Below are 18890 nucleotides of genomic sequence, written 5' to 3'. Positions count from 1 at the left end.
GATATTACATAAAAACATTTAATTTTATCTAAAAAATAGCTAATAACGATAAAAAAGTTTAAACAACTAACTTTTTTATAATTTATTAAATCACTTCTAAAAATTCTCGCTCTCATTCACTAATGAATGTATTAAAAATCTAATCAGCGTTCAAGATCCAACTAATGTAGTTCAATTAATCCAGATAGCTTCTTTCAACATAAATCTGCTAACATAGTTTACGTATGATTGTAAGATTTGGCTATTTTTTGGTGAAAGTAATATTCCAAATAATCTTACTATCTAATAATCACCCTATAAAATATTAATAATCCCTAGAAGAGTATGAGCATAGATGACCAAACAAAAATTCTATCATTCGGATACCGTGCCAATTGAGTTACGCTCTTCTGAAAATTCGAAAGCCTGTTACGGAAAACACACTCATGAAGAATTTTCTATTGGAGCTATAGATTGTGGTCATAGTGATTATTTCAATAGTAATATTAAACGTAGAATACAAAAGGGTTCTCTTGTCATAATTAATCCCCTAGAGATTCATTCATGTAACCCAACACCAAATACAAATTGGAGCTACAAAATGATGTATATATGTCCTAAATGGTTAGGCTATGTGCAATCGATGGTTATAGATGAAGAAGTAACGAGTTTTATCCCATTCTCAATTAATTATACTGATGATCCTGAACTTTATGTACAGTTTCAAGAATTAGCTGACACAATCATTCTTGATAATGACAAAATGAAAATAGAAGAAGATAGTATCTCTTTTTTTTCAAATCTGTTTTCACAGTCCAATGCCATACCTTTAGAGAAGGTTGAATCAAAGAACAATGTATCTAAAGCCTATGAATATATTTGTAAAAATTTTCGAAACAATATATCGGTAAAGGATGTCGCTGTTCATTCTCAATTGAGTGAATATCATATTATCCACGCATTTCGAAAGGCATATGGTATTACTCCACATGCTATGCAAATTGTAATGCGTATTAATGAAGCAAAAATACTTTTGAGGCAGGGAATGAGCATAGCCTCTGTTGCAACTGAATTAGGTTTTTATGACCAAAGCCACTTTCATAGGAACTTCAAAAAATTGGTAGCGGCGACACCTGCGGAATATAAAAAGTGTCGTACTTCGGTAAATTCGAGCGCTCGGTAAAAGAATAGAGTGACTTTAATTAAGGTATCTTTATGAAACGAAAATCACTCCCCAAAGTTTACCAATAACTTTAAAATATAAACAGTTAATTTGGTTGCTGAACAAGGTCATACAGACCACGGGCGGTGAAACCTTAAGTATTGCAACAACATCTTAATTCACGTCCCCTAAATAGACAGGAAAATCAGCAGAAAAACGCTTTTCTACAATCAAGGAGCGTAGGACCGCAGGAAATAAAGGCAGGTTTATAACATCCTTTAAATTGACCCATTGAGCACCTATTTGATCCCTATCTGCATAGATATCTCGATTATGAATATCGGGGTTTTTATCGACAAGTGAGGCAAGAAAAATCAGTTCCGTTTGATGGACTTCTTTATCAAACTCAGCAAATTCATGATTATTGCCTATATATTCTCTAACAAATACCAGCCGTGACGGTTCAATCTTATATGCAGTCTCCTCAAGACACTCTCTAATTAAGGTTTGAGTCAATGTTTCTCCAAACAGTTGTCCTCCACCGGGCAAGGTATACCATTCATCTGAATCTGATTTATACCTGACGAGTAAGATCTGCTCTTTGTGAATAATGATAGCTTTTGCTGAAATACGAATAATGACAGCACTACTTTGATGCACAAATAATACTCCGATAAAAAGGGAATTTTAGCAAAAAGGCCCTGCTAAACAGAGCCTTTCACATATCAGAACAGCGAGGGAATTGTCAGCAATTAGCGACGGTCACCCAGAATGCGCAGCAGCATCAGGAACAGGTTAATGAAGTCCAGATACAGGGTTAATGCGCCAGTGATAGAGTATCTGCGCATGTTCTCTTTATCATTGACATCCAGCTCAGCACCCATTTCTTTCAGTTTCTGAGTATCGTAGGCTGTCAGACCGGCAAAAACTAGCACACCGATATAAGTGATTGCCCACATCAGAGCCGGGCTTTTCAGCCAAATATTGACCAAAGAAGCCAGAACGATACCAATCAGCCCCATAAACAGGAAGCTACCCATACCACTCAGACTACGCTTGGTGGTGTAGCCATAAACGCTCAACGCACCAAACATCGCCGCCGAGATGACAAAGGTGCTGGCAATGGAGCCGCTGGTATAAACTACAAAAATGCTGGATATCGTCAGCCCGGTCAGCATGGAATAGAGCATAAACAGCCCGGTAGCTACGGCACCACTCATTTTATGTACCAAACCAGACAGCACAAACACCAATGCAAGTTGCGCAATGACTAAACCATAAAATACGATGGCATTACTGGAGATGGCATCTCGAATTGCGAGAGTATTTGCCGCATACCATGCAACAAATGCAGTTAACAACAGACCACAGGTCATCCAGCCATAGACCTGTGCCATATAAGTTTGTATACCTGAGCCAGCTTGCTGGACAATCGAACCGTTGGAACGTTGATATCGGTCCATGACGAGTACCTTTTATGACAATGTTGAAGGGTTAAGACTGTTTAACAAAAAACAATCTGTTTCAAATGCTATACATTAGCATAGAACATGAACAAAACCATCCGCCAATTAATCACAATTTTAGTGATATATGATTTATCTACCCGCTTTTAGAGATAACTCGCAAAAGACTTCATCAATATGTTTTTTATGATCTTATTTCACTACGTAAACCAGCGTTCTGCCGCTTCCTGATCACTTTTTCTTGCTTCTACCCAGCGTTCTCCCGTGTTAAGGGATTCTTTTTTCCAGAAAGGAGCCTGAGTCTTTAAATAATCCATCAGAAATTCAGCGGCAGCAAACGCTGTACTGCGATGCGCCCCCGTTACGCCAACAAATACAATTTCATCCCCCGGATATAGTTTTCCAATACGATGAATAATGTTGATCCGTTGTAAGGGCCAGCGTTGGCGGGCTTCATCAACAATTTTATGCAGCATGTTTTCTGTCATGCCCGGATAATGTTCCAGGGTCAGTGCCTGAACATTATCACCTAAATTGTGATTACGAACTTTCCCCGTAAAAGTCACAATCGCACCATCTTCATCAGATTGTGCCAGCCATTGGTATTCCTCTCCGACATTAAATACCGCTTTCTGGATACTGATCCGTGTCTTTTCCATCTTTAGCCTCCGGTGACCGGCGGGAAAAATGCCACTTCATCACCGTCATTCAGTGGGTGTTCGGCGTGAACAAACGATTGGTTCACGGCTGCCAGCAATTTTCCATCCTCCAATGCCAGCGCCCAGCGTTCACCTTTTTCAAGTAGCGACCTGCGAAGGTGCGCTACCGTCGGATAATCATTCGGTAATTCAAGAGAATCAGTGCCTACCAATTCCCGTACCTGCGCGAAAAACAGAACTTTTATCATTTTTTCACCTTAAAATTTCCCGATTTTCCACCACTTTTTTCCAGCAAACGAACCGGTCCGATAACCATATCTTTTTGTACTGCCTTACACATATCATAAATGGTCAAAGCTGCCACGGAAGCTGCGGTCAACGCTTCCATTTCTACCCCTGTCTTCCCTGTCAGGCGGCAACAGGATTCAATTCTGACCCGGCTGTGTTCTGTTTGTGCTTCTAACTGAACTTCAACTTTGCTAAGTAAAAGAGGATGGCACAGTGGAATTAGTTCCCATGTTCGTTTTGCTGCCTGAATGCCGGCAATACGCGCGGTTGCAAAAACATCCCCTTTATGATGATCACCGGAAACAATCATAGCCAGTGTTTCAGCCTGCATTTCGACAAAGGCTTCAGCTCTGGCCTCGCGTACTGTTTCTGTTTTGGCAGAAATATCCACCATATGAGCTTCGCCGGATGTATTGATATGAGTCAGTTGAGACATTCTCGCTCCTGAAAAATAAATTGAGCCGTTAAATTAACCACCAATGAAAGAAAGATTAGGAGTAATACCACTATCTCCCTGATGCAAAAAGTGAGTTTCACGCTTATGCCTCAACCCCCCCTGTATGCGTAATTTCAAATCGTTAAGAGATCCGTCATCAGACAGCAAATCACGTAATGGAATTCCCTGTTCACCAAACAGGCATAAGTGAAGATTACCAATGGCAGAGACACGCAGGCGATTACAGCTTCGGCAGAAATTCTTCTCATACGGCATGATCAGGCCAATTTCGCCCTGATAATCCGCGTGCCTGAAAACCTGAGCCGGGCCGTCACTCCGTCCACGCTGTTGCAGTTTCCAGCCCTGCTGGAGTAAACGGCTGCGTATTACATCACCGGAAAGATGATGGTGCCGGAAGTGTTCACTCCCTTCTCCCGTTTCCATTAGTTCAATAAAACGCAATTGAATCGGACGGTGTTTTATCCAGTCAAGGAACGCTGGCAGGCAGGTATCATTGATATTTTTCATTAATACCGCATTTACTTTGACTGTGCTAAAACCTGTTTCAAAGGCTGCATCAATGCCGCGCATAATCTGAAAGAATTTATCCTGCCCGGTAATAGCGTGAAACTGGCGAGGGTCAAGACTATCCACACTCACATTAATCGCTGTAAGCCCCGCTTCTTTCCAGCGGGTTACATCGCGCTCCATTCGGTAACCATTCGTCGTAACCGCAATTTTTTTAATCTGCGGATTTTCATGCACTGCTGCGATTATGTCGCAAAAATCACGGCGCATAGTGGGTTCGCCACCAGTCAGACGAATTTTTTCGGTGCCTAATTCTGCAAAAGCGCGGCTAACACGGTGGATCTCCGGCAAAGTAAGAAATGATTTGTTGAGTTGATTGCTGCCAGGCTGGTAGCCGTTGGGCAAACAGTATGTGCAACGAAAGTTGCATACATCAGTAACCGATAACCTCAAGTAATAAAACTTGCGGGAAAATGTATCGATAAGTTGTTCCACTATAACACCTTCCAATCATGGGGGATGCGAGCATTTCTGCCTCGCACCCTGGTGACTCAGGAGCCACGGCCAAAGCATCATATCGATGTGGTATTAATTTGATAGAACAATTTACGGTAGAATCAATTAATAAAAAATTTATACAACAAAGACTTAGACGCAGAGGCTAGGGGTTAATTTCAAATTTAATCATCATATAAATCGTGACATACGTGATTAAACCTTGCCGTGGGATTCTACCCCTTAAATTAGAAAAAAGCTAACGACAATCTCGATATATATTTTATTATACAAAGGGTTACAAAAAACCATCAACATCAGCCTATTGTTACCTATTCATTCTGTTTATATCCTGAAATAATTGATAAAAATCGCATAAAATCATGGTGATTGCTAAAAGCATCATACTTTATGGTAGATTATATAAAATTTACTCAAGCACATTTAATTCAGTAGCAGGAATCCTATGCGAAACCGAACATTAGCCGATTTGGATCGTGTGGTTGCCCTTGGCGGTGGTCACGGACTTGGGCGCGTTATGTCATCTCTCTCCTCCCTTGGTGCCCGCCTGACTGGTATTGTCACAACAACAGATAATGGAGGCTCAACCGGGAGAATCAGGCGCTCAGAAGGCGGTATCGCCTGGGGTGATACCCGAAACTGCCTTAACCAGCTGATCACGGAGCCGACTGTTGCTTCAGCTATGTTCGAATACCGGTTTGGCGGTAGTGGAGAATTAGCCGGACATAATCTGGGCAACTTAATGTTGAAGGCTTTAGATCATTTAAGCGTCCGCCCTCTTGAGGCAATTAATCTGCTCAGAAATCTGCTGAAAGTAAATGCGCATTTGATCCCTATGTCTGAACAAGCCGTTGACCTAATGGCAGTGGATGCTCAGGGATATGAAGTGCATGGAGAAGTGAATATCGACCAGCTGGATTGTGTTCCAAAAAAGTTAATGCTTTATCCCCATGTCAGTGCCACCAAAGAAGCTCTGGAAGCGGTTGAACAGGCTGATTTGATCTTGATAGGCCCGGGCAGTTTTTTTACCAGCTTAATGCCATTATTGTTACTGGAGGATTTGACCCAGTCCCTGCGGCGCAGCAATGCCAATATGATTTATATCGGTAATTTAGGGAAAGAACTCAGCCATGCGGCGGCCGATCTTTCATTGAAAGACAAACTTGAGATGATAGAGAATACAATCGGGCGCAAAATGATCAACGCAATCATTGTTGGCCCACGTACAGATATTAGCCAGCTAGATGAGCGAATTGTTACACAACAGGTCTTAGAAGCGCAGGATGTTCCTTATCGCCATGATCGTGAATTATTACGACAAGCCATAGAAGATACGCTGCAAAAACTGGGCTAATAATACAATTATTTATTGTGGCTGTTTCACTGATGGAGAGTGTTTTGTTTCACTCTCCATTCTTATTAGCCATTAATTAACGGCTGGCAATAATCTCAGGAATTAGCGATAAACTGTGCTCTCAATGCCTGCACCTGATCACGCATGTTAGCTGCCTGCTCAAATTCAAGATCCCGCGCATATTGATACATCTTTTCTTCCAATTCACGGATTTTGTTTTCCAATTCCTTCGCAGATAATTTATGGAAATCATCAACCCCCAAATCAGATTTGCTTCTATTTTTAGTTCTGTTTTTTCCTTTACCATTACTAGGCTGACCAAGTTGTAGGATATCGCCAACTTTTTTATTCAGCCCTTTTGGTACGATACCGTTTTCTTCGTTAAATTCCTGTTGTTTCGCTCGGCGCCGTTCTGTTTCATTGATGGCTTTTTCCATAGAAGCGGTAATTTTGTCGCCATACAAAATAGCTTTACCATGCAAATTACGCGCTGCACGCCCAATCGTCTGAATCAGTGAGCGCTCTGAACGCAGGAAGCCCTCTTTATCTGCATCCAAAATGGCTACCAAAGAGACTTCTGGCATATCGAGACCTTCACGTAACAAGTTGATCCCCACCAGCACATCAAATTCACCCAAACGCAAATCACGAATAATTTCAACCCGCTCAACGGTATCAATATCAGAGTGAAGGTAGCGCACCCGCTCTCCGTGTTCTTCCAGATATTCAGTTAAATCCTCAGCCATACGCTTAGTCAGAGTGGTGACTAATACACGTTCATTTTTAGCTGCCCGGATACGGATTTCAGACAGCAAATCATCCACCTGAGTTGCTACCGGGCGGACTTCAACTTCAGGATCAATCAGACCCGTTGGGCGTACCACCTGTTCGACCACTTCATTACCGGATTTTTCCAGTTCATAATTGCCGGGTGTTGCTGATATATAGATGGTTTGTGGCGCCAGTGCCTCAAACTCTTCAAAACGCATCGGACGGTTATCCAGTGCTGATGGCAGACGGAAGCCGTATTCTACCAGCGTCTCTTTGCGGGAACGGTCTCCCCGATACATAGCACCAAGCTGTGGAACGGTGACATGGGATTCATCCACCACCAGCAAGCCATCCGCAGGCAGATAGTCAAATAAAGTCGGAGGAGGTTCACCCGGTGCACGACCAGACAGATAACGGGAATAGTTTTCAATCCCGGAGCAATATCCCAGTTCATTCATCATTTCGAGATCAAATTGTGTTCTCTGAGTGATGCGCTGCTCCTCCAGTAACTTATCTGAAGCCAGAAGGACTTTGCGCCTGTCAGCTAACTCAACTTTAATCTCTTCTATCGCCTGAAGGATACGCTCACGAGGTGTTACATAGTGAGTTTTAGGATAAACCGTATAACGGGGAACGTTATACTCAACCTGGCCCGTCAGTGGATCAAACAGGGAAAGCCGTTCAACTTCATCGTCAAACAGTTCAACACGTAACGCATGTTCATCAGATTCGGCCGGAAAAATATCAATGACTTCGCCACGCACACGGAATGTTCCCCGCTGGAATGCCTGATCATTGCGCGTATATTGCAGTTCAGCCAAACGCCGCAGGATAGAGCGCTGATCGATCAACATACCATTTGTCAGATGAAGCATCATTTTCAGGTAGCTATCAGGATCACCCAGCCCATAAATAGCGGAAACAGAAGCCACAACAACCACATCTCTTCGCTCCAGCAGCGCTTTGGTCGCAGATAGCCGCATCTGTTCAATATGTTCGTTTACAGAGGCATCTTTTTCGATAAAAGTATCAGAGCTGGGAACATAGGCTTCGGGCTGATAATAATCATAATAAGAAACGAAGTACTCTACGGCGTTTTCCGGAAAAAACTCTTTCATTTCACTATAGAGCTGAGCTGCCAGTGTTTTATTGGGTGCCAGAACCATTGTTGGCCGGTTCATGTTGGCGATGACATTAGCAATCGTAAACGTTTTACCTGAACCCGTGACTCCCAATAATGTCTGATGGGCAAGGCCATCTTCCAGCCCATCCTGTAGTTTGCGGATGGCTTCTGGCTGATCACCGCCAGGTTCGAAATCAGAATGCAACCTGAATACTTTGTTCGTTTCTTTACTCATCTTCCACCCGATAACATTGCACAGCTCTATCCTTATTTATTTCCAAGCCATAACCCGAAAATACACAAGATATATACGCTAACCAAAACGCTCTTATAATACTGGATAAAAAAACAGCTTCAAGTGGGTTAACAAAATAATATTACCGTCCCACTTAAAAGCCGCACCGGTCAGAAAATAACAGAACCAACATATAACATTATGTGATATTAACCTTTAGTTAACATTATGTGAGCCTATTTTTATCCCCAGACAGTCTTTTTGTCTTTTTTATTTTCGTATTAGTTATTGAAATGATAAAGCAGGGAATGGCAAAGAGATAGTAAAAGGAATTGATTTTATATAACCAGTTAATTTTGAATGAAAAAAAATCAAAGGAGAGAATAACAGCAAATCTTGCGCAAGCCGCGTATTATCTTGTGTCAGACCACTTGTCTAAACCTAATGCACAAGGTTATCCACAGGAATAGTGGATAACTCAACAAATCCTATTAACGATGGGAAGTTGCGGAGTTATCCCCCATTATGGATTTTCTCAATAACAGAGTGTTTTCATGCTATTTCAGAGTTAATTGACGTTATTTTTTGTTCAAAAATAGTACAAAAATTGCCGAAATGGAGTGGATTCTATACTAACATTTCATCTTCTCCACTAATCCTTACCGGAATTTTAACCAACATCGTTTAAACAATTAGTTAACCAATAAATCAATGTTTATATATTTTCCTATGTCATGGCGTTCTACTTCCAGCCCACTCATATGGGGGATCACACCAAGTAATTGAGCCGGCATCATTCTCTTCAATGTCGCCAGATATTCAGCCTGACGCCTGCCGGGTGACTCAATTTCATTCGCAACCCAGCCTGCTAATTTCAGCCCGGAATCCTGAATCGCTTTTGCTGTTAACGCTGCATGGTTAATACAGCCTAATTTCACGCCTACCGTTAATATTACGGGCAGCTTCTCCTGAATCACCCAATCAGCAAAAGTGTTATTCTCAGATAGCGGTGTATACCAGCCTCCGGCTCCCTCAATGAGTACCCAGTTTGCTTTTGCTGATAATTCACTCAGGCCTTGTGACATCACAGAAAACTCAATAGGCTGATTGAGTTCAGCACTGACAATGTGAGGAGATGTAGGTTCAATAAACGCTAACCGGTTAACCTCCTGATAGGTGAGAGGTACTGAGCTGTTATGCAATAACGCCAGAGCATCCCCGTTACGAATACCTTCAGAAGTGAGTTCACAGCCTGATGCAACCGGTTTATAACCCGCAGTCTGATAACCTTTTTCATTAGCCGCCTGTAATAAAGCACAACTGACAACCGTTTTACCTACTTCAGTATCAGTTCCGGTAAGAAAGTATTTACTTGTCACAATAAATAACTCCAAAAACAATTTGATAGCTTAATGGGTAATCCCCATTATTTTTGGGATAAGCTTCTGAGAGCGCATTCATACGTTTTCTTGTCATCAGCCCTTGCTGACGTCCATGATGGAGGTGTGTGGCTCCAATCCCTTTTAGAGAATTTAATAAAGTCAACAATTGTGGATAACGCTGATTATATTGCTGGTGCCTGATTTGGTTCCGGTACGGCCGACATGCATCTGCAATAGTCTGTAAAGGCAGAAACTGGTTAATGTGCCGGTAATCATCAACTTGTTTCCATGCTGCTTCCAGCTCCCAGAGCGATCCCTGTGCTAAGGTGGAAAATAAGATAAGCCCGCCGGGACGGGTTACGCGATGGAACTCCTGCAATACTCGTGGCAGTTCATTACACCACTGCACCGCTAAGTTACTGAAACAGACATCGACACTGTTATCAGCCAGCCCCAGGTTCTCAATGTCACCTTGCAGATAATAATCAGCAACCTGTAACCCTTTGGCATGACTTAACATACCGGCAGACAGATCCAGTGCGATAACCTGTTTACCCTTCTGTTTCCAGTGTTCGCTGAAAAAACCCGTCCCACAGCCAGCATCCAATACCCAATTACCGGTATCTTCTGGCTGTGCCATTTTCATCAGATATTCACCTGTTTGTTGCTGTAGTTTCGCCGTAGCATCATAGCGTGAAGCCGCTCTGCCAAAAGCGCCCGCAATTGCCTGTTTATCAACGCAAGTTTTAGTAAAACTATTTTTAGCAACACAGCTAGCGGTCAAATCCACGTAAAGCCTCCAGTAATACATCGATATCCTGTTGAGTGTGATCCGCCGTCAGCGTAATACGCAAGCGGGCGCTATCCGGTGAAACTGTCGGAGGCAGAATGGCTTTTACCCATAGGTTTTGTTGTTTCATGGTTTCGGATAAGGCAATGCAGCGTTCATTATTACCGATGATCACAGGCTGAATAGCGGTTTCAGAATCTGTCAGGGAAAAAGATAAGTTTTGCGCTTCACGACGAAAATACTGGATATTATTTTGCAGACGCTGGCGCAATTCATCTCCCGCCCTAATCTGGCGCGTGGCCTCGGAAAGCGCAACCGCCTGAGCCGGTGGCATAGACGTGCTGTAAATCAGATGTCGGGAATATTGAACAAAGTATTCTGCGGTCTGCTCATCACACAATACCGCAGCCCCGCTCAAACCAAATGCCTTACCAAAAGTAACGATTAAGATCTCCGGCTTAACATTCTGTAACCAGCAGCTCCCCCTCCCCTCATCACCATAAATACCAATACCGTGGGCATCATCCACCATCAGCCAGCTACCTGTAGATTGTGCCAGCCGGGTAATTTCACTGAGTGGTGCGCTGTCTCCATCCATGCTAAAAACACCTTCTGTCACCACCAGTGTTTTACCTGCACATGATTTGCCTAAATGCTGTTTTAGAGAAATCGGGTTATTGTGCAAAAAGCGCCGAAACTGAGCCGGTGAATGCATAGCCGCCTCCATCAGGGAGGCGTGGTTCAGGCGATCAGCAATAATGCGATCCTCTTTTTCCATCAGAGCCGCTATCACGCCCTGATTAGCCGAATAGCCAGAAATAAACAGCAAGGCACGGGAATAACCAAGCCACTCCGCCAGTTGTTGATCTAACGCATGGTGAGCCGCAGTATATCCGGTTACATGCCCTGAGCCGCCACTACCAACACCGTATTGCTCAGCGCCTTGTTGCCATGCAGCAATAACCTCAGGATGCTGGCTCAATCCGAGATAATCATTACTGGAAAAGTTCAGGTATTGTTGCCCATCAGAGGTGTAGAGGTGCCGCCCATTTGCGCTTTGATGAGCCTGTCTGCGGCGCCATAAGGATGTGCCCCGGCGTTCGGCCAATCGCCGGGAAAGATAATCTGACCAGCTCATCATATTGCCGCATTATAGAATTGTTCATTGTCAGCATTATTAATGATGGCTTCCGTCAGGTGTTGCTGCTGCTGTTTGTCACCAAATGCTATTTTTGTCTGCTGAGGGTTAATGCCCAACCTACGGAACAATTGCAAATCTTTGTCTTCGCCCGGGTTCGGGGTAGTCAGTAATTTGCAGCCATAAAAAATGGAGTTAGCACCTGCCATGAAGCACATGGCCTGTGTCTGCTCATTCATCTGCTCACGCCCCGCAGATAAACGGACATGAGATTTCGGCATCATAATACGCGCAACTGCAATAGTACGGATAAAATCAAATGGATCGACTTCTTCATTATTTTCCAGCGGTGTTCCTTTCACTTTCACCAGCATGTTAATTGGAACGCTTTCCGGGGGTTTGGGCAGGTTTGCCAGTTGTACTAACAGAGCTGCACGGTCACGAATTTCTTCACCCAGCCCCACAATGCCGCCAGAGCACACTTTAATACCCGCATCCCTGACATTTTCCAGTGTATCCAGCCTGTCCTGATAACTGCGCGTAGTAATAATATTGCCGTAAAATTCCGGTGAGGTATCCAGATTATGGTTGTAGTAATCCAGACCTGCTTCTGCCAGACGCTGTGCCTGAGACGAGTTCAGCATTCCCAGTGTCATGCAGGTTTCCATACCCAGTGACTTAACTTCCTGAACCATTTTTTCCAGATAAGGCATATCCCTTTCGTGTGGGTTTTTCCATGCAGCTCCCATACAAAAACGGGTCGAACCTGCATTTTTAGCTTTACGGGCAGATTCGATAACTTTCTCCACTTCCATCAGGCGTTCTTTTTCCAGACCTGTTTTGTAACGGGAGCTCTGTGGGCAATATTTACAGTCTTCAGGGCAGGCTCCTGTTTTTATTGAAAGAAGTGTACTGACCTGTACCTGTTGCGGATCAAAATGTTCACGATGTACTTGCTGTGCCTGAAACAGTAATTCAAAAAAAGGCATATCAAACAGGGACTGTGCCTGCTTAATTGTCCATTGCTGACGCTCACTCACAATAACTTCTCCAGAATGAAATAAAACATGAAATAAAAGTTGTCAGTTTAAATAACGCCGCTATCATGTCAACCAAAACTAGATCAAAAAGGTTTACAACTAATTTATTATGAATCCTTCAGATATTGACTTTGACCTGCGACACATCTGGCATCCATATACTTCCATGAGCAACCCACTACCGACTTATCCGGTCGATTCTGCCAGTGGTGTTGAATTGGTATTGTCAGATGGGCGTAAATTAATTGACGGTATGTCTTCATGGTGGGCGGCAATTCACGGCTACAATCATCCCGTACTTAATGAAGCCGCAAAATCACAAATTGATAAGATGTCACATGTGATGTTTGGCGGCATTACTCATCCACCAGCAGTAGAATTGTGTAAACAACTGGTAGCAATGACGCCTGCATCACTGGAATGTGTTTTTCTGGCCGATTCCGGCTCGGTTGCCGTGGAAGTTGCCATGAAAATGGCTTTGCAATACTGGCAGGCAAAAGAACAACAGCAGCAGAAAAAACGACAAAAATTCCTGACGCTGCGTCATGGTTATCATGGTGATACTTTCGGCGCCATGTCTGTTTGTGATCCCGAAAACTCTATGCACAGTCTGTATCAGGGCTATCTCCCCAATCATTTGTTTGCTGATGCCCCACAATCCCGCTTTGATGGCGAATGGCAGCCAGAAGATATCTCTTCTTTCCAACAATTATTGTTACAGCATCATGATGAAATCGCCGCCGTGATTCTGGAACCCATTGTTCAGGGAGCGGGTGGAATGCGGATCTACCACCCTGAATACCTGCGTCAGGTGCGCAACCTTTGTGATGAATACCAAATTTTGCTGATCGCAGATGAAATCGCCACCGGCTTCGGGCGAACAGGCAAGCTATTTGCCTGTGAACACGCAAATATCGAACCAGATATTTTGTGTTTAGGTAAGGCTCTGACAGGCGGCTATATGACTTTATCCGCAACATTAACGACCCGCCATGTTGCCGAAACCATCAGTCAGGGTGAAGCAGGCTGTTTTATGCATGGCCCGACATTTATGGGGAATCCGCTGGCCTGTGCCGTTGCCGGAGCCAGTCTGAAATTACTCACTGAAAGCCCGTGGCAACAACGCATTCACTCAATTGAATCCGGCTTAAAAACAGAGTTATTGCCTCTGAAATCATATAATTCAGTTGAAGACGTCCGGGTATTGGGTGCCATTGGGGTGGTGGAAATGAAACAACCTGTTAATGTAGCAGCATTACAGCGCCATTTTGTCCAACAAGGAGTCTGGATCAGGCCATTCGGGCGTTTAATTTATTTAATGCCGCCTTATGTTATTCAGCCTGAGCAATTATTGAAACTGACAAATGCTATTGCTGATGCAGTAATTTAATCATTAACGGCAGCATTAATAATAATGCTGCCACTTTTATTTATTATAAAAAATAACAGGCCATTTATTAGTAAAAGTCAATTCCTGATAAATATTGGCAATCAATTAAATGCATTCTTTCTCATCTAAAGAAAATATTTTTGTTATATTCCACTCAGTCTTATTTACTTTAATCAGAGAGGAATACACTATGAATCAGGAAAAATTGTCCGTACCTTCTAATGAAGAAATGGAAGCTATATTTAAACAATCTCAGGATATTTATGAACAAGAACAATTACATTATGAGGCTATAGCAAAAGAAAAGCCTGAACTTGCTAATTTGTTTGGGGGAATTCCTGTAATAAACCCACCAATTTATCCTATTCCTGTCATTAAAACGGCAGAGTATGTTAGCGGATATTTTAATATTAACACCTATCATCAAATTGGAAGCTATCCATTCATTCAGGTATCATCTTATCCTGTTTTAATTGGCAACAATCCACATACAAGAAGAAATGCTAATTTCAACGGATATATTTATGGCAGCTATAACATGCCACAAATAAATCTTAACAATCTTTATCTTAGCGGAGTAGTTCATCACACCAATACAATCATAAACACACCACTTAATTTTCAGCTTTTTATTTACCCACAAAAAATTCACCTGCGTTTATTTAAAGGAAATGTTTATTTAGGTGATTTAATTTCTGTATATCAGCATAATATATTGGTTACATACCCTATCGTTTTCTCCGGGATTGGAACTTTTAATTTCGTCTAAAATAATTTTTAAATCCAGATTTACTTTTTCTGCATATTACAGAAAAATAATTAATGGCCGCGCTAAAAATCTGCGCGGCTTTTTACTTATAGTGCCAGTACCGTTACCCACATTGGGCCTTTACCAACCGGATAACGTGCCAACTGAGTAAGTTTTCCGGTGTATTTATCAATACCGGATACGGAAATATGATCTGATTTCTGCCCAGAGGCAATTAAGAAACACCCACTGTGATCGATAGCAAAACCACGGGGCTGGCTTTCTGTTGGATAATGCCCTGCCAATGTCAGATGATAACCATCTTCTGACACGATAAAGTGACTGATAACACTCTCAGAGCGCTCACTGGTATAAAGATGGCGGCCATCAGGTGTAATGTGAATATCCGCAGACCAGCGAACAGCCGAGAAATCAGCAGGTAACGAATCAAGCGACTGCACAATCCGGTATTTTTCCCATTTACGCAGTACATCAACGGTTGAATCGAGTTCATTGATGCAATAAATCGCTTCTTTCTCAGGATGAAAAGCCATGTGGCGTGGGCCAGCTCCGGCTTTTGTCGTCATTTCATCAGCACGACGTTCTGTCAGATATCCGTGATCATTCAGATCAAAAATACGGATGTGATCTTCCTTCAGGCATGGAACCAGTAACTGACGGTTTTCCCGATCAATATTGGCGGAATGTGGCGCTTTCAGTCCTTCTACAACTTGAATAGGTGCTTTAGCAATGCCATCTTCATCAATAGGATGGACACTTAAATTATTGAAGCTATAGGAAGCCGAAAATAAAAAACGCCCTGCTCTGTCCGTTGAGATATGTGTCGGACTTCCCGGTAATGGGGCAATGGACTGCTGCTCCAATCGTCCGTCAGTACTGATTTCATAAGTTATGATGCTGAACTGAGGGCGTATCCCAACATATAAATGCTTTCCATCAGGATGGATGACCATTGGCTGTACTTCGCCCGGCACACTGACTGTCTGGAGCAGTGAAAGTTCTCCGACAATATTCAGGGACCAGACGTGGATCTGACGACTATTCGGACTCGCTGTATAAACTACTTGTTTCATTTTCTCTCCTTAAAGCTCCATCACTATTTTATTGATCTGCAATGATTCCTGAAAAGATATGTCTGTTAAACTTATAATTATCAGTTTAACTGTTTTTCATTAACATATAATGTTTGTTCAAATCATCAACAGTTTAGAGGCTAATTCATGTCATACCGCGTTATCGCACTGGATCTGGATGGAACGCTGCTCGATCCACAAAAAAATATTCTGCCAGAATCGCTCGCGGCTCTAAATGAAGCCCGTCAAGCGGGTATTAAGATTTTGATCGCCACCGGCCGCCATCATGTTGCCATCCATCCGTTCTATCAGGCGCTTAAGCTCGATACTCCGGCGATTTGCTGTAACGGGGCTTATTCATATGATTATCAGGCTAAAAAGGTTCTGGCCGCTAATCCTCTCTCTATTCAGGAAGCCTCTCAAGTACTTTCTTATTTACAGGGCACTGAAATTGATCATCTGATGTATGTTGATGATGCTATTTTATACGAGTCTCCACATACCGTTACCCGAACCCTTGCATGGTCTGATTCTCTGCCTGAGCATCAGCGCCCTACTCTCCTGCATATCAACAACTTTCAGGAAGCACTGAATAATGTCAATTTCATCTGGAAACTTGCCACTATGTCCCCCGATTTAGCGAAATTACGTGAGGTCAGTGAGCAGATCAGGGAAGAAGTCGATCTGGAGTGTGAATGGTCATGGTTTGATCAGGTCGATATCGCCAAAAAGGGCAATAGTAAAGGGCTGCGTTTACAGCAATGGGTTGAATCACAAGGGATGAGTATGAAAGATGTTATTGCTTTTGGCGATAATTTTAATGACATCAGTATGCTGGAATCCGCAGGTTTGGGGGTTGCAATGGGAAATGCCGTTGATGATGTCAAAGCGCGGGCAGATCTTGTTACCAAAGATAATGTTCAGCCCGGTATTGCGGAAGTTATCCGAAAATATGTGCTGTAATTTGTTTCACTATGGAAGGAGCATAAGCCACCCGTGCTCCTTCCATTCCACTATATTCAGTTTATAAGTGCCGATTTAACGCAATACTTTTAATTTGCGCATACAACCATTGCCCTTCACGCAAATTAAGTACTTCCCGTGCCCACGGAGTAATCCTTGCCCACAGATAACGGTCACCCAGAGCAAGTTTGACATCAACCTGACCAGCATCCTCGAAAAATTCAATGACTTTTACCTGTAAGGTATTACGAATACTACTGCCTTTTGGCGGCTCTAATACTAAAGAAACATCGGAAGCATCAATACGGATACGCAAATCAGTTCCCTCTGTAACATTAATTTCCGGTAACCAGAGAGCCTTATCAGCCACCGCCACTGCTGTCATATGGTAACGCTGATGATGTTCCATCACTGTTACAGTTAATATACTGCTCAGGTTATCCTTTTGCAGCCACGGACGCAGGATGCTGTTTGACCACACTTCTTCCAGTGTGCCCGACATCCTGATTTTTCCTTTATCCATAACAACTACGTTATCAGCCAGATGGATAATTTCATCCAGATTGTGACTGACATACAGGATCGGAATTTTGATATCTTCAGACAATTTTTCCAGATACGGCAATAATTCACGTTTACGGGGCAGATCCAGTGAGGCCATAGGTTCATCCATCAGCAAGAGTTCAGGCCCCGTCAATAATGCCCGCCCAATCGCAACCCGCTGTTTTTCCCCACCAGATAAGGTTATTGGAAAACGTGATAGCAGATGCTCAATACCAAGCAATTCTACAATTTTGCCAAAATGTGGTTGCATGTCCGGTGACATGCCATATTGCAAATTTCCTTTGACCCGATAATGAGGGAAAAGCCGGGCATCCTGAAATACATAGCCGATTCGACGTTTTTCCGGTGGTAGAAATATTTTGTGTTCTGTATCTACCAGAATGCGTTCGTTTAAGGTAATGCGGCCTTTTTGTAGCCGGGTCAAACCGGCAATGGCATTAATTAGCGAGGTTTTTCCTGCGCCGGAAAGCCCAAAAATGGCAGTAATGCTTTCCGCTGGCAATGTGGTATCAACCTGCATATGCAGATCACCCAGATGCTGTTCGAAATTTAATTCTAACATGCTGCCCCCAGACGTTTTCTTCCCCAACGGGTCAGCCATTCAGACAGCAGTAATGACACCAGAGCCAAAATTACCGCGATCACACATAAACGTGCGGCGGCAGTTTCTGCACCGGGCATTTCAATCAATGTGTACATGGCAAGAGGAATGGTACGAGTCTCACCGGGAATATTTGACACAAAAGTGATGGTTGCGCCAAATTCACCCAATGAGCGGGCAAATGCCAGCACAGAGCCAACAATAATACCCGGCAATGAAAGTGGTAAAGTAATCGTGAAAAAGACCTTAAGTGAACTGGCTCCTAACGTGTGGGCCGCCTGTTCCAGACGAAGATCTATAGCTTCCAGAGCCAGACGGATTGCCCTGACCATGAGCGGAAAGGAAACAACAGCCGAAGCCAGAGCAGCACCTGTCCAGTTAAATGCAAAGCTAACACCGAACCAGTCATAGAGAAACTCCCCGAATATACCGCGACGCCCCATACTCATTAGCAGCAGATAACCAACAACAACCGGGGGTAAGACCAGCGGTAAATGGATAACACTATCCAGCAGGGATTTCCCGAAAAACTGACAACGTGCCAGAACCCATGCCATCAAAATCCCTAATGGCAAACTGAGCAGCACTGCAATCCCTGAGACTTTCAGACTCAGTAAAATTGCCTGCCATTCATATTCACTTAACATCTCCAAAAGAACAGTT

Annotated in this window: 19 protein-coding genes and 1 riboswitch; of the genes, 5 read left to right on the top strand and 14 right to left on the bottom strand. The window is 43.1% G+C overall.

Going from position 1 to position 18890, the window contains the following annotated elements; all coding sequences use genetic code 11:
• Positions 1–334: 334 nt before the first annotated feature.
• Positions 335–1162, top strand: coding sequence for an AraC family transcriptional regulator (locus AACX68_RS11080; RefSeq protein WP_228859184.1), 828 nt, complete (start codon positions 335–337; stop codon positions 1160–1162).
• A 153-nt stretch (positions 1163–1315) separates the two neighbouring features.
• On the opposite strand, the gene AACX68_RS11075 is transcribed toward AACX68_RS11080, so the two are convergent.
• The 6 genes from AACX68_RS11075 to moaA all read right to left on the bottom strand — a co-directional run bounded on the left by AACX68_RS11075 (position 1316) and on the right by moaA (position 5016).
• The gene (locus AACX68_RS11075; protein WP_228859183.1) at positions 1316–1801 is read right to left on the bottom strand and encodes an NUDIX domain-containing protein; all 486 of its coding nucleotides are present in this window, start codon (positions 1799–1801) and stop codon (positions 1316–1318) included.
• A 92-nt stretch (positions 1802–1893) separates the two neighbouring features.
• Positions 1894–2604 (bottom strand): Bax inhibitor-1/YccA family protein, encoded by a 711-nt coding sequence (locus tag AACX68_RS11070; RefSeq protein WP_228859182.1) that lies wholly within the window; start codon positions 2602–2604, stop codon positions 1894–1896.
• Positions 2605–2807: 203 nt separating this feature from the next.
• A complete protein-coding gene (moaE, locus tag AACX68_RS11065) occupies positions 2808–3266 on the bottom strand; it encodes a molybdopterin synthase catalytic subunit MoaE (RefSeq protein WP_228859181.1) in 459 nt (152 codons plus the stop codon).
• A gap of 2 nt (positions 3267–3268) precedes the next feature.
• Positions 3269–3514, bottom strand: coding sequence for a molybdopterin synthase sulfur carrier subunit (moaD, locus tag AACX68_RS11060; protein WP_228859180.1), 246 nt, complete (start codon positions 3512–3514; stop codon positions 3269–3271).
• The gene (gene moaC / locus AACX68_RS11055) at positions 3511–3990 is read right to left on the bottom strand and encodes a cyclic pyranopterin monophosphate synthase MoaC (protein ID WP_099109139.1); all 480 of its coding nucleotides are present in this window, start codon (positions 3988–3990) and stop codon (positions 3511–3513) included. The genes moaD and moaC overlap by 4 nt, the downstream gene beginning before the upstream one ends.
• A 33-nt stretch (positions 3991–4023) precedes the next feature.
• Positions 4024–5016, bottom strand: a complete 993-nt coding sequence (gene moaA, locus AACX68_RS11050; protein WP_228859188.1) for a GTP 3',8-cyclase MoaA — start codon at positions 5014–5016, stop codon at positions 4024–4026.
• Positions 5003–5198: riboswitch (molybdenum cofactor riboswitch) on the bottom strand. (Overlaps the previous gene by 14 nt.)
• A 281-nt stretch (positions 5199–5479) precedes the next feature.
• Between moaA and yvcK the strand changes: the two genes are divergently transcribed.
• The gene (gene yvcK / locus AACX68_RS11045) at positions 5480–6388 is read left to right on the top strand and encodes a uridine diphosphate-N-acetylglucosamine-binding protein YvcK (protein ID WP_228859179.1); all 909 of its coding nucleotides are present in this window, start codon (positions 5480–5482) and stop codon (positions 6386–6388) included.
• A gap of 95 nt (positions 6389–6483) precedes the next feature.
• Here the strand turns inward: yvcK and uvrB are convergent, their stop codons facing one another.
• The 5 genes from uvrB to bioB form a co-directional block, all read right to left on the bottom strand.
• Complete coding sequence (gene uvrB / locus AACX68_RS11040) at positions 6484–8517, bottom strand: excinuclease ABC subunit UvrB (RefSeq protein WP_228859178.1); 2034 nt, start codon at positions 8515–8517, stop codon at positions 6484–6486.
• Between the two features lie 692 nt (positions 8518–9209).
• Positions 9210–9896 carry a dethiobiotin synthase gene (bioD, locus tag AACX68_RS11035; RefSeq protein WP_228859177.1) on the bottom strand — a complete coding sequence of 229 codons (687 nt, stop codon included), beginning with the start codon at positions 9894–9896 and terminating at the stop codon, positions 9210–9212.
• Positions 9886–10689 (bottom strand): malonyl-ACP O-methyltransferase BioC, encoded by an 804-nt coding sequence (gene bioC / locus AACX68_RS11030; protein ID WP_228859176.1) that lies wholly within the window; start codon positions 10687–10689, stop codon positions 9886–9888. Before bioC ends, bioD begins: the two co-directional genes overlap by 11 nt.
• Complete coding sequence (gene bioF, locus AACX68_RS11025) at positions 10673–11827, bottom strand: 8-amino-7-oxononanoate synthase (protein WP_228859187.1); 1155 nt, start codon at positions 11825–11827, stop codon at positions 10673–10675. The genes bioC and bioF overlap by 17 nt, the downstream gene beginning before the upstream one ends.
• A complete protein-coding gene (gene bioB, locus AACX68_RS11020) occupies positions 11827–12867 on the bottom strand; it encodes a biotin synthase BioB (protein ID WP_099109133.1) in 1041 nt (346 codons plus the stop codon). Before bioB ends, bioF begins: the two co-directional genes overlap by 1 nt.
• A 109-nt stretch (positions 12868–12976) precedes the next feature.
• On the opposite strand from bioB, the gene bioA reads away from it, so the two are divergent.
• Together bioA and AACX68_RS11010 are read left to right on the top strand one after the other, a co-directional pair.
• Positions 12977–14257, top strand: a complete 1281-nt coding sequence (gene bioA, locus AACX68_RS11015) for an adenosylmethionine--8-amino-7-oxononanoate transaminase (RefSeq protein WP_228859175.1) — start codon at positions 12977–12979, stop codon at positions 14255–14257.
• A gap of 190 nt (positions 14258–14447) precedes the next feature.
• Positions 14448–15026: a hypothetical protein gene (locus AACX68_RS11010; RefSeq protein ID WP_228859174.1), complete on the top strand. Its 579-nt coding sequence runs from the start codon at positions 14448–14450 to the stop codon at positions 15024–15026.
• Between the two features lie 86 nt (positions 15027–15112).
• Here the strand turns inward: AACX68_RS11010 and pgl are convergent, their stop codons facing one another.
• Positions 15113–16099: a 6-phosphogluconolactonase gene (pgl, locus tag AACX68_RS11005; protein ID WP_228859173.1), complete on the bottom strand. Its 987-nt coding sequence runs from the start codon at positions 16097–16099 to the stop codon at positions 15113–15115.
• A gap of 147 nt (positions 16100–16246) precedes the next feature.
• On the opposite strand from pgl, the gene AACX68_RS11000 reads away from it, so the two are divergent.
• Positions 16247–17062, top strand: coding sequence for a pyridoxal phosphatase (locus AACX68_RS11000; protein WP_228859172.1), 816 nt, complete (start codon positions 16247–16249; stop codon positions 17060–17062).
• A 61-nt stretch (positions 17063–17123) separates the two neighbouring features.
• Here AACX68_RS11000 and modC read toward each other — a convergent pair whose 3' ends face one another.
• Complete coding sequence (gene modC, locus AACX68_RS10995) at positions 17124–18188, bottom strand: molybdenum ABC transporter ATP-binding protein ModC (protein ID WP_228859171.1); 1065 nt, start codon at positions 18186–18188, stop codon at positions 17124–17126.
• Entirely contained in the window at positions 18182–18874 is a 693-nt protein-coding gene (gene modB / locus AACX68_RS10990; RefSeq protein ID WP_228859170.1) for a molybdate ABC transporter permease subunit, read from the bottom strand. Before modB ends, modC begins: the two co-directional genes overlap by 7 nt.
• Positions 18875–18890: the final 16 nt, after the last annotated feature.

Source organism: Xenorhabdus sp. PB61.4 (assembly GCF_963894935.1).
In the GTDB taxonomy this organism is placed as follows: Bacteria; Pseudomonadota; Gammaproteobacteria; order Enterobacterales; family Enterobacteriaceae; genus Xenorhabdus; species Xenorhabdus stockiae.
This window is presented reverse-complemented; position numbering and strand designations above follow the sequence as displayed.

Excerpts from the sequence above, each read along its gene's own strand:
- AACX68_RS11080 (WP_228859184.1), top strand. The coding sequence starts at position 335 with ATGACCAAACAAAAATTCTATCATTCGGATACCGTGCCAATTGAGTTA.
- AACX68_RS11070 (WP_228859182.1), bottom strand. The coding sequence starts at position 2,604 with ATGGACCGATATCAACGTTCCAACGGTTCGATTGTCCAGCAAGCTGGC.
- moaE (WP_228859181.1), bottom strand. The coding sequence starts at position 3,266 with ATGGAAAAGACACGGATCAGTATCCAGAAAGCGGTATTTAATGTCGGA.
- moaD (WP_228859180.1), bottom strand. The coding sequence starts at position 3,514 with ATGATAAAAGTTCTGTTTTTCGCGCAGGTACGGGAATTGGTAGGCACT.
- moaC (WP_099109139.1), bottom strand. The coding sequence starts at position 3,990 with ATGTCTCAACTGACTCATATCAATACATCCGGCGAAGCTCATATGGTG.
- yvcK (WP_228859179.1), top strand. The coding sequence starts at position 5,480 with ATGCGAAACCGAACATTAGCCGATTTGGATCGTGTGGTTGCCCTTGGC.
- uvrB (WP_228859178.1), bottom strand. The coding sequence starts at position 8,517 with ATGAGTAAAGAAACGAACAAAGTATTCAGGTTGCATTCTGATTTCGAA.
- bioF (WP_228859187.1), bottom strand. The coding sequence starts at position 11,827 with ATGAGCTGGTCAGATTATCTTTCCCGGCGATTGGCCGAACGCCGGGGC.
- bioA (WP_228859175.1), top strand. The coding sequence starts at position 12,977 with ATGAATCCTTCAGATATTGACTTTGACCTGCGACACATCTGGCATCCA.
- AACX68_RS11010 (WP_228859174.1), top strand. The coding sequence starts at position 14,448 with ATGAATCAGGAAAAATTGTCCGTACCTTCTAATGAAGAAATGGAAGCT.
- pgl (WP_228859173.1), bottom strand. The coding sequence starts at position 16,099 with ATGAAACAAGTAGTTTATACAGCGAGTCCGAATAGTCGTCAGATCCAC.
- AACX68_RS11000 (WP_228859172.1), top strand. The coding sequence starts at position 16,247 with ATGTCATACCGCGTTATCGCACTGGATCTGGATGGAACGCTGCTCGAT.
- modC (WP_228859171.1), bottom strand. The coding sequence starts at position 18,188 with ATGTTAGAATTAAATTTCGAACAGCATCTGGGTGATCTGCATATGCAG.
- modB (WP_228859170.1), bottom strand. The coding sequence starts at position 18,874 with ATGTTAAGTGAATATGAATGGCAGGCAATTTTACTGAGTCTGAAAGTC.